The organism is Pleionea sp. WD8-19, from assembly GCF_055326765.1.
Map to the genome: position 1 here is coordinate 291,907 of NZ_JBUZOU010000004.1, position 10,562 is coordinate 302,468.

Here is a 10,562-nt window from a genome sequence, read left to right on the forward strand (position 1 = left end):
TAGTACATTACTTGGTCTAAAGCGAGGTATATATGTAGTGTCGCCTGAATTTTCCGGCAAGCAGCTATCGTTACCTCAAATCGCTAATTCACTGTACACTCCTTCATAATTTGCTGCTCTGGAAAACTCACCAAAGGCGAACAGTAAACTTCTGAAGGCAGCACGGTGCTACAGGGAGTCGGTAAATTTCGATAACCGTTGGCGAAATAGTCCGAAGTGACAATCGAAAAATTTTGGTTGCGGCATCACCGAACTAAACCAGTTTTTACCGCAACAAGCTTAACAAAAAAAAGAAAAGCACATCGCTAAAACTTATGTTGCCGGTCAAATGCCTGAGCCTTTTGCCTGCTTGTGCTTATATGGAAGTGGTCGGAACTATGTTTAATGGAATCTTATTGAAACGATTGAAAATTGTACTTTCTTCAAAGGCATAAATAAGTGTTAGTAGAATGGGGGGGCAAAGGACTGCTTTCAAAGTATTGCCTAACGAAAGTTTCCTTATTGGCACTCAAAGGACAATAAAAGATTGAAATTCTAAAGTAAAAGATTAAAATTCCGCCGAACATAAAAATTCGACTATTTTAGGAGTTAGTGAGTGCCGAAGCTTTTGTATGGATTGTTTTTTATTTTCTCCCTTATCACCTCAAACCTTCTATTTGCAGTAGAGCGTTGTTCTTCCGTAAAGCCAAATCAAACTACTTATTATCCAACTGGTGGAAGAAATATTCATCACAATCCGCCAGGAAAGGATCCTATCAGTTATGGGCATTATTCTACGCTTGTGGAACTTGTAGACGCAATTATGGATCATACAGGTGTTTCATCCCCTTTTTACTATTATGGAGATGATGAAGGGCTCCGTTCTAAAGGGAGAGTTAACTTTTTAATTGATATAAATGGAAATGCATCTAGACAACATAGATCTAATAAATATTGGACATATCTAGAATGGCGTAAACATGGGGGTCAATGTCCGGGAATTACATTGGAAATAAATCCATTTTCATATCAAGACCCTACTATGTGTAGTCTAAACGAAGGCTTTTCAAACAGTTGCGAAGCTCTTGAGTACGCAAAAGATGAGTCATGCCCAGAAAATCCAGAGCCAACAGCAGGAAACCCAGTAGGGTGTTTAAGCGGAATTAAAAAACAAAGCACAACCATATTCAAGTCAAACGATTTGTCAGGAAATTTATCGCTTAATCTTAAATACAACAGCAGGTCATTGATCAAATTTAATTTGCAAGAAGCAGAAAGTATTGATGTTGGTGTATTTGGTGCTTTGCACTCATCCGAATTAATTCGTTCGGCAAAGTTTATTTATAATAATGGCACCAAAGCCATTGTAAAAATAAAGCGTTCAAACGGTATTAACAATTACTTTTCTGGTGTTATTGCTGATGGCTTGGAGTCTGAAAGGGACGATTTAGGCAGGGTTGTAATAACTGAAAACAACACATTTATCCATACCGATCAAAACAACACTGTATGGACATACGATGGGCAAGGACGGTTATTGTCTAAGGTTGATGTAAATAATATTACTCTAAGTTATGGTTATTACGATATTGGACCCGGTGCGCAAAAAGTCGCGACGATATCCAATAATTTTGGAAGTATTCTTCGATTTGAATACGGTAATCACGGCTTTGTCACTCGTGTTATAGCTAACAATCAATTGACCTACGAGCTAAGTTACGATAGCAATAACAACCTGGTAAAAATCGACTTTCCTGCAGATGCCACTTCTGGGCAAGCGGCAAGCTCAATTGAGTTCCTATATGAAGACTCTAGGCATCCCAATGCACTTACCGGGTTAATCGACGAAACCGGTATTCGTTATTCTACCTGGGCCTATAACGATGATGGTAGGGCCGTTTCCAGCGAACATGCAACAGGAGTGGAAAAATTTGAGTTCGATTTTTCTACAGAAAATCAAACAAAAGTCCGAGAGTATCTTAGTGATACAATATTTAACGAAAAAGTGTATCACTACAAAACCGTTAATGGTAACCGATGGGTTACGCAAATCGATCAAATTCCTTGTGAAGCTTGTCCTGCTGCCTGGTCGGAGGTTTACAAACCAAGTTATAAAGGCATTACCCAAAAAGCAGATAAAAATGGCAATATTACAAAGTACGAATACGACAGTAAAAAACGTGTTATTTCCAAAATTGAGGCGTTTGGAACGGAAAATGAGCGTATAGAATTAACGGAATGGCACGACACCTTAAACAAACCAATAAAAATTACGAAAGGCAATTTAGAACAACTATTGAGTTATGATGAAAGTGGGAATTTGATAACGAAAACGGAGCAAGACACTACTACTCAAGAAACCAGAATAACCACTTTTTCATACAACAATTTCGGTTTAATTGCGTCTATTGATGGCCCAAGAACCGATGTTCAGGATATAACAACTTATCAACACGATTTAACCAGTGGGCGAGTCATCCGCATAACTAATGCCTTGAGTCATGTAAACCAAATTACTGGCTATGATATTTATGGCCGCCCAACTTCTGTAGTAAACCCTAATGGTATTCGAACCGATCTTGTATGGGATGCTAAAGGCAATTTAATATCCGTTTCTACAAGCACAAGAACTACTCGGTTCGAATACAATGCAGTAGGTTTGGTTACCAAAACCACTTCTGTGAATGGCGAAGAGTTAACTTATGGTTATGATGATGCCAGACGACTAACTTCAGTCACCGACAATGCGGGTAATAAAATTAGCTATACCTACGACTTGCAAGGTAACAAGTTATCGTCAACAGTCAGTAACTCTCAGAGCGTTATTACAAAATCTGAATTGCAAACTTACAACTCGTTAGGGCAACTGGTTGAAGTTCTAGGTGCAAATAACCAATCAAATCGGTTTGGTTATGATGTATCTGGAAACGTTTCTTCTAATACGGATGGCGAGCAAAACCAAACGCAAAACACGTATGACTTGTTAAACAGATTGGTTAAAGTAACCGATGCGCTTAATGGTGAAACGAATGTTACTTACGACACTGAAAATAGAGTTACGTCCGTTAATGATGCGGAAAATAGAACGACTTCATACGAGTACAATGCTTTTGGAGACCTAGTAAGGCAGACAAGCCCCGATACTGGTACAACGGCATTTTCCTATGACAGTGCTGGTAATCGTTTAACCAAAACTGACGCCAGGGGTATTACCGAAAGCTATCAATACGATGCATTAAATCGCTTAATTGCAATTACATACGATAATAGTTCAGAGAATATTACATTTACCTACGACGATACAACTAATGGGAACAAAGGCATTGGACGTTTAACTGGAATAAATGATGCGTCGGGAAGCACTCAGTATTTTTATAATGATTTAGGCCAACTGGTTAGAGAAACAAAAACGATTAATGGACTAAGTTATGTAACTCAGTATCATTTCGATTCAAATGGACGCGCTACCGGTGTAACGTATCCATCCGGTGTATCTATTAGTTATAGGTATGATTCCAACGGAAAAATAAACGGTATTAACGCCGATATTAATAGTCAAAACCAGGTGTTGGTTTCTAATATAACCTATCTACCCTTTGGCCCATTAACTACGTTAATTTATGGTAATGGTTTAACACTATCAAATAGTTACGATAATGATTACCGACTGGTTGGTAGTAATATCATTGGGCTAAGAGAACTTAACTATGCTTATAACAATAACAACAATATTACTGTAATAGCACAAAATCAAAGGCCAGAACAAAATCAAACTTTTGTTTATGATCCTTTGAGTCGGCTAGACTTAGCAAGTGGTGGTTATGGTTCCTTGGATTATAGTTACGATCTTATCGGTAACCGATTAACTAAAAATACAGACAATTATAGCTATGAAAATAGTTCACAGTTAACGTCGGTCACTAGTGGTCAAGTCTATACTTTTGAGTATGACGCAAATGGTAATACAACGCGCAAAGGCAATTTATTTTTAGCTTATAACCAGTCGAACAGGCTTAGTTCAGTAGTGAAGGACTCTTTGTCAGCAACTTATACCTATAATGGTAAAGGTGAGCGAACGATAAAGTTAGTAAATGGTACTGAAACGCACTATGTCTACAATACTAATGGACAATTGATCGCTGAAGCTAATGCACAGGGCAGTATACTAAAAGAGTATATTTACTTAAACGGTCAACCTTTTGCGCAAATTATAGAAGGTAATGTTTATTATTACCATAACTCTCATTTGGGCGCTCCTGAAGTTATGACCGGTGCGAGTCAAAATATTGTTTGGCAGGCAAGTTACTCTCCTTTTGGGCTGGCTACAATTGAAGTTGAAACTGTTGCAAATAATATTCGTTATCCAGGACAGTATTTCGATACTGAAAGTGGACTTTATTATAACTATTTTCGAAACTACGACTCAGAAATAGGGCGATACGTTGAGAGTGATCCATTAGGTATTGAAGCTGGAGTTAATACTTATGGATATGTAGAACAAGACCCAATAAATTATATTGATCCTTTTGGACTAAGGAATTATAGGCCTGGCAGTGGTAGAACAACTTATCGGGGAACTCCTTATGCTAGGCATTTAAACCGCATTAATAACATAAACAGAAGAGAGCAAAGTTGGCGAGATCGACTTAATAATATGCAAAATCAACGGAAAGCAAGAGACCAAATGGTTGATGGAGCGGCTAGTGAGTTTGTCGAAGCACTAAAAAAACTTAATAACTATATGAAGCACTTAGATAATGCCATGCATGGAAAAATATGTTTAAGATATAGTTGTCCATGGGATCCGCTAGTCGAAACATGTGGTATTGGAAAGTTTAAGGAACCTCTTAAAGTTTCTGGACTTTCACCAGTTATACCGGGAGAAAACTGTACTTGCAAAGAGTGGGGAATTCCCCTTAAATGATGAAGTTATTTTTTAGTATTTAGAGATAGTTCATGAAGTCGTTAAGAGTATTAATATACGTTTTTCTTGTGATGAATATCGTCACCTACTTTGTGCCAGAGCTTGATAAATACTTATATGACAAAGAAGAACTAGAGCTTTTATCATTTTCTGGAGTAGAAGCTTTAGTTCGATTTCCAAACTATTTCGTTATAATCAATTTAATTTTAACTTGTTTTTTTTCGTTTGGTCTTTTAAAGCAAAAATATTGGGCAAGTTACGGAATTTTAGTTTTAACTGGATTTAACCTTTTAATGTCACCACTACAAGGGTTTTATGTATCAGGTCCAGTTGATAGTTTTCTTGGGTATTTATTAGCTCTTTTGAATGGTGCTGTTGTATACATCGCTTTGGTGAGAATCAAGCAGAAAGGAAGTGTACCACCCTAACACTTGACTGCCATATGGCTAGAGTTTTTGATGCAAAAGCCAGTCATTCTTACAGAGAATATACAAATCGACTTGATTATTCACTTAATGCAATCGGTCCATCCAATTTAGGATACAAATTTGAGTTAATTTAATAGTATGGAAACTTCGAGAGAATTAACTAAACGAATCTTGATTATTGTCTTTATAAGTATTTTTACCTTTACCGGGTGTGTAACACTCGGTAAAAACCAAATGTATGTTAATGAAGATGGCTATCGAGTAATTAAAATTAAGCACCCTAAAGGTTATTACCAGCCATCGCATAATATTTTCTCTCCATATCAGGAAGTTATAGAGATTTATACAATCGTATTTTATTCCGATGAGAATTCTTTAAGTGTTAATGATTTTGAAATATATCGGTTTTCAACAGAACCAATTGGTCGAATTACTGGAGATATTGAGCAGTATTGTAAAAATGGAGAATGGACTATTGTACTCCATTTACTTGATGAAGATGGAAAACATCTCGACATAAATGATATTTATCATTTTAAAGAGCAGAGTTGCGACACCGAATGAGAGAGTTGGTGCTTACTTACCATTAAATGCTACTCTAAATGATAAAAAACAGGGCTCGCTTCGAAAACAAGTGCTTTAAACTAAAGAAAAACTTAAATTAGTCGATATAACCGATTGAATTAAAGCAAGTTTATTGATTTAGTTTTTGCTAAATGCGAGAATATTTGCTAATTTCTAACCAATAGAATGCAGCGGACAGGATTGCCCAAAAGCAGCTTTTCACTTTTAAAACTATCGGAGGAATCCATGAAAGCAGGTGCAAAGGGTTTTACCCTTATAGAATTAGTAGTGGTGATTACCATTATCGGTATTTTGGCGGCTGTGGCAGCGCCACGATTTATAAATGTACAGTCTGACGCGAGAGAATCGGTAATTTCTGGAATTGAGGCTTCATTAAGAAGCGCTGCAAGTTTGGTTTATGCAAAAGCTTTGATTCAAGGCGCAGAGACTGATGCAAATGCGGGTGGTGCTGACAATGTCGATACCACAGGAAATGGTACCGACGATATTGCGACTCGGTACGGTTACCCTTTAGAGTCAGATATCAATGAAGTCGTGACTCTAGATGGTGATATTGCGGAAGATACAACAACAGCTGGTGTATTTGGTTATGATCTTGATGGGGACGGTGATGTAGAGAACGACAACTGCTACATTACTTACGACGACTCTACACTGACTGCTGAAGGTACTCAGCCTACGTTTACTCCGACAATTGGTGGTTGCTAATAAGCAAACAATCAATTAATGATGATAAGTCGTTTAAAGCCGCCCGTAAAACAGGCGGCTTTTTCATTATTAGAGCTCATTGTCGTTATTGTTGTAATAGGCATATTGGCCGCCGTTGCCATTCCTAGATTCGGCTCCGATCAAAGTTTTGATAGCCGAGCCGCTGCCGCTGATGTGGTCAACCATCTCCGTTTCGCTCAACAACTGGCGATGAATAATACCAGCAACATTATTACTGCCAGCCTAAACGCCAATCAAATCGATATTCAATCCAATGGTGTCAGTATTCAAGACTACCCAACGGATTTGACTGCCGACTATTCAGCGTCTTTTACCAACGCCAACTTTACTTATAATAGTTTGGGCGAAACAACTGCGGTGACCATTACCGTTACACCTTCAGCGGGTGTCAGTGTATGTGTGGAGAACTCCGGCTATGCTTGGCTTTGTTAATCGACAAGGTGCTTTTACATTAGTTGAGCTGGTGATTGCGATAGTGGTGTTTGCCGTTGCTATGACGGTGTTAGTCGTCGCATTTAACCCGGCAACAACGCAAAGCGCCAACCCTATATTGCAGATACGCGCCGCCGAAGTTGGGCAAGCATATATGGAAGAAATTCTTGGCAAAAAGTTTGATGAAAACAATGGCACCGGATCACAAACCCGTTGTGGTGATGGTGTGGCACCGGCGTGTAGCGCTATCGGCAGCGATGGTGGAGAAACACGTGCGAATTACGACGATGTTGACGACTATGATGGAATCGCTGAGGTACCGACAGACGCAGAGGGCAATGTTCGCGTGAATTATAACAGTTACCAGGTGTCTATTACCGTAGCTTACGCTGGTGCTGACCTTGGATTAAATGCGAACGATGCCAAACGTATCGATTTAGTCGTTACGGGGCCAAATAATGGTCGTTACGATTTCAGCTTTTACAAAACCAATTTCTAATGCATAAAACCCATCGCCAAAGAGGATTCACATTAATCGAGCTTGTGCTTGTGATGGTTTTGCTCTCGGTATTAGCGGTATCGATGACGACGCTATTTAGAGATACAACCGAAAATTATATGCAGTCGGAAGCGCGGATCAGCATGTCATCAAGTGGTCGGCTGGCATTAGAGCGAATTGGCCGAGAAATTCGAGAGTCAATGCCAAACAGTATTCGAGTCAATGGCAGTAACGAGTGCATTGAATTTGTACCCATTGAAGTAGCGACGCAATACACACAACTCCCAACCACTTCACCTGGAACCAGTATTACGGTTATTGAAGAAGATGCCAGTACCGAAGTCAGTGGGCTAAATACCACCGATTTGTATGTGATGGTTATTCCATTAAATACCAACGAAGTCTATAACTTTGCCACTGGACATGTTGCTTCGGTGAGTGCGTTTGCGAAGCTCGGCGGTAATGAAACTCAAGTGACCATCAGTTCTACACGATTTAATCGAAAGTCGCCACAAAATCGAATTTTCTTTGTTCGACAGCCAGTAAGTTTTTGTGTTGTTGGCAATAATTTAAATCGATACAGTAATTACGGATTTAATGTGTCGCAGCCTGCAGTGGGCAGTATGGGCGCTGCGGATCTGATATTAAATAGAGTTTTGTTGGTGGATAATGGCAATCCGGTAGATGTTTTTACTTACGATCCAGGTACGCTGAATCGCAGTGGTTTATTGGTGATGGATATTCACCTGGATGGACGAAAAGAGTCCATCAATCTGGAGCATGAAGTTCATGTCCGAAACTTTCCTTAAATCAAATTCTTTTTCACGAGCATCTGGTTTCAGCTTAATTGCTGCGCTGTTTATTATTGTGGTTCTGGGGTTGTTAGCCGCAGCGCTTTTTAAAATGAATCAACGATCTAATATTGCGGTTGCTCAGGAAGTGCTATCAATTCGCGCTTTTTTTGCGGCTGAAAGTGGTGCGCAAACAGCGGCCATGCAAATTTTTCCAATTGCAGGTGCCGGAGCTTGTAATAATCAAACCATTAATTTTAATGTTGCTGGGTTAATCGGATGCAGTGCTACCGTTCAGTGTACTTCATTTGTGGCCAATGCCGAGAATTATTATCGAGTGAGCAGTGAAGGCGTTTGTGGATCGGGGGATTTGCAGGCGAGTCGGACGGTTGATACTTTATTGCGGGATTTGTAGTATTTTTTGGTTTTTGGTTTTTGGTTTTTGGTTTTTGGTTTTTGGTTTTTGGTTTTTGGTTTTTGGTTTTTGGTTTTTGGTTTTTGGTTTCGCACCGCTAACGCTTGCGTGCGAGTTACTTTTTCCAAGCGCTGCAAAAGTAACCAAAAAAGCTTTACGCTAGCCGCTGTGGCACTTGTTCTGAGTGTTTGGATGACTCAAGTGTATTACTGAAGAGAGTGAGTCTGTTGATGAATGCTGTCGCGTATGATCAAACTGGGTTTCGAAGTCTTTTTAATTACTGAGTCTTCTGGAAGCTATGAATTTGAGTCTTATTGGGATGAAGTCTTAGCCAGTAGCGACAGCAGTCATCGGGTGGTACTTAATCTTCTGTAGAAATACAAGTATTTCATTACACGCTGATCTCTCGCCAAGCGGCGAGCGTTAAAGACTTTTTGGTTACTTTTGTGTCGACTGACAAAAGTAACTCGCACGCAAGCGTTAGCGGTGCGAAACCAAAAAATCAAACATTCATGAAATTAAAAAAAGAAAAACTCAAAGCCCCATCAACTTAACCTTCAACTCCTCAATCGATCGTCTGTCTTCATCCGAAAGATTAGACTGCAATACTCGCCCTCCCAACATAACCGCAAGTTCCTTAACGGAAAGAGCAGAAATTTTATCCTGAACCTGCATATCCACATAAGAAGCCTGCAACTGTAACTGGCGTTGTCGTTCCGCTTCCTGAGCTTGAAGTTCCGCCATTTTCTCTTCTTTAACCAGCTCCGCTTCTTCTGCTTGTTTAAAAGCAATGGCTTTTTTCTTTTCTTCTTGTGCTTTCAAGCGCGCTTCTTTTTGTTTAATCACTTCCATTTTTTCTTTTTGCAGCTCCGCTTCCGCTTTTTCCTTGGATAGCCGTTTGGCTTCGAGTTTCATTTCATTTTCTTTCAGAGCCTGTTTTTCTCGCTCAATTTTTTTCAGTTCGTCGAGCACACGAGTTAAGTCTTTATACATACGAAATACCTCTTTGCGCGCTTTTTCTAAGCCAAACTTTACGCAAAAGTCTTCTGAGTTGGCAATAAAACGCAATTGGTTTTGCAATTTTTGCAGCGCGACACGGTCAACACTTTTTTGTGTTTTTAAAGATGTTGTGATCTTAATGATTTTGTGGTGGGCATCTTCAAACCATTTCAGTTTTGCTACATCTTCATGTTTTAAAGTGAAGCTGGACAATGAGTCCCAAATTTTATCCAGGGTGAAATTCTCATCGTTCATTTCATAAGACAATTTGTTGATGGCGTTTTGTAAATCTTCATGTTGTTTATTGGTTTTTAACCACCATTTAAAGGCACCTTTTTTATCTTCGTCGTAACACTGCTTAAAGTAACGTGCGCTGGATTCCGCTTTAATTAAAAATGCTTTTAGTTTATCACTCGCAGTGGTTTTTGTTATTTCTTCGACACGCTGAGTGACATTAGGGCTTGACACGGATTTCGATTCGGATGAGTCTTTTTTGACAATAGCCGTTTCTTCCGCCGTTTCTTCCGCCGTTTCTTCCGCCGTTTCTTCCGCCGTTTCTTCCGCCGTTTCTTCCGCCGTTTCTTCCGCCGTTTCTTCCGCCGTTTCTTCCGCCGTTTCTTCCGCCGTTTCTTCCGCCGTTTCTTCCGCCGTTTCTTCCGCCGTTTCTTCCGCCGTTTCTTCCGCCGTTTCTTCCGCCGTTTCTTCCGCCGTTTCTTCCGCCGTTTCTTCCGCCGTTTCTTCCGCCGTTTCTTCCGCCGTTTCTTCCGCCGTTTCTTCCGCC

10 protein-coding genes are annotated in these 10,562 nt (G+C 39.7%); 9 read left to right on the plus strand and 1 reads right to left on the minus strand.

Features of this window, described 5'->3' with window-relative positions; translation table 11 throughout:
* Positions 1-595 precede the first annotated feature (595 nt).
* The 9 genes from ACTUJY_RS07170 (at position 596) to ACTUJY_RS07210 (ending at position 9,157) form a co-directional block, all read left to right on the plus strand.
* Positions 596-4,903 carry an RHS repeat-associated core domain-containing protein gene (locus tag ACTUJY_RS07170; protein ID WP_463615386.1) on the plus strand — a complete coding sequence of 1,436 codons (4,308 nt, stop codon included), beginning with the start codon at positions 596-598 and terminating at the stop codon, positions 4,901-4,903.
* A 32-nt stretch (positions 4,904-4,935) separates the two neighbouring features.
* Positions 4,936-5,331: a hypothetical protein gene (locus tag ACTUJY_RS07175; RefSeq protein ID WP_463615387.1), complete on the plus strand. Its 396-nt coding sequence runs from the start codon at positions 4,936-4,938 to the stop codon at positions 5,329-5,331.
* Positions 5,332-5,469: 138 nt separating this feature from the next.
* Positions 5,470-5,895 (plus strand): hypothetical protein, encoded by a 426-nt coding sequence (locus tag ACTUJY_RS07180; protein ID WP_463615388.1) that lies wholly within the window; start codon positions 5,470-5,472, stop codon positions 5,893-5,895.
* Between the two features lie 246 nt (positions 5,896-6,141).
* The gene (locus ACTUJY_RS07185; RefSeq protein ID WP_463615389.1) at positions 6,142-6,624 is read left to right on the plus strand and encodes a prepilin-type N-terminal cleavage/methylation domain-containing protein; all 483 of its coding nucleotides are present in this window, start codon (positions 6,142-6,144) and stop codon (positions 6,622-6,624) included.
* A gap of 18 nt (positions 6,625-6,642) precedes the next feature.
* A complete protein-coding gene (locus tag ACTUJY_RS07190) occupies positions 6,643-7,077 on the plus strand; it encodes a prepilin-type N-terminal cleavage/methylation domain-containing protein (protein WP_463615390.1) in 435 nt (144 codons plus the stop codon).
* Positions 7,061-7,576, plus strand: coding sequence for a type IV pilus modification PilV family protein (locus ACTUJY_RS07195; RefSeq protein ID WP_463615391.1), 516 nt, complete (start codon positions 7,061-7,063; stop codon positions 7,574-7,576). The genes ACTUJY_RS07190 and ACTUJY_RS07195 overlap by 17 nt, the downstream gene beginning before the upstream one ends.
* Positions 7,576-8,385, plus strand: coding sequence for a PilW family protein (locus tag ACTUJY_RS07200; protein WP_463615392.1), 810 nt, complete (start codon positions 7,576-7,578; stop codon positions 8,383-8,385). Before ACTUJY_RS07195 ends, ACTUJY_RS07200 begins: the two co-directional genes overlap by 1 nt.
* Positions 8,366-8,782 carry a hypothetical protein gene (locus ACTUJY_RS07205; RefSeq protein WP_463615393.1) on the plus strand — a complete coding sequence of 139 codons (417 nt, stop codon included), beginning with the start codon at positions 8,366-8,368 and terminating at the stop codon, positions 8,780-8,782. Before ACTUJY_RS07200 ends, ACTUJY_RS07205 begins: the two co-directional genes overlap by 20 nt.
* A gap of 246 nt (positions 8,783-9,028) precedes the next feature.
* On the plus strand, positions 9,029-9,157 hold the full coding sequence (locus ACTUJY_RS07210; protein WP_463615394.1) for a hypothetical protein: 129 nt from the start codon (positions 9,029-9,031) through the stop codon (positions 9,155-9,157).
* A 159-nt stretch (positions 9,158-9,316) separates the two neighbouring features.
* Here the strand turns inward: ACTUJY_RS07210 and ACTUJY_RS07215 are convergent.
* Positions 9,317-10,562, minus strand: a 1,246-nt coding sequence (locus ACTUJY_RS07215) for a hypothetical protein (RefSeq protein ID WP_463615395.1), incomplete at its 5' end; no start/stop codon positions are given.

Bases quoted from the DNA above. Each gene is read 5' to 3' on its own strand.
- ACTUJY_RS07175 (WP_463615387.1), top strand. From the start codon at position 4,936: ATGAAGTCGTTAAGAGTATTAATATACGTTTTTCTTGTGATGAATATC.
- ACTUJY_RS07180 (WP_463615388.1), top strand. From the start codon at position 5,470: ATGGAAACTTCGAGAGAATTAACTAAACGAATCTTGATTATTGTCTTT.
- ACTUJY_RS07205 (WP_463615393.1), top strand. From the start codon at position 8,366: ATGTCCGAAACTTTCCTTAAATCAAATTCTTTTTCACGAGCATCTGGT.
- ACTUJY_RS07190 (WP_463615390.1), top strand. From the start codon at position 6,643: ATGATGATAAGTCGTTTAAAGCCGCCCGTAAAACAGGCGGCTTTTTCA.
- ACTUJY_RS07195 (WP_463615391.1), top strand. From the start codon at position 7,061: ATGCTTGGCTTTGTTAATCGACAAGGTGCTTTTACATTAGTTGAGCTG.
- ACTUJY_RS07185 (WP_463615389.1), top strand. From the start codon at position 6,142: ATGAAAGCAGGTGCAAAGGGTTTTACCCTTATAGAATTAGTAGTGGTG.
- ACTUJY_RS07200 (WP_463615392.1), top strand. From the start codon at position 7,576: ATGCATAAAACCCATCGCCAAAGAGGATTCACATTAATCGAGCTTGTG.
- ACTUJY_RS07210 (WP_463615394.1), top strand. From the start codon at position 9,029: ATGATCAAACTGGGTTTCGAAGTCTTTTTAATTACTGAGTCTTCTGGA.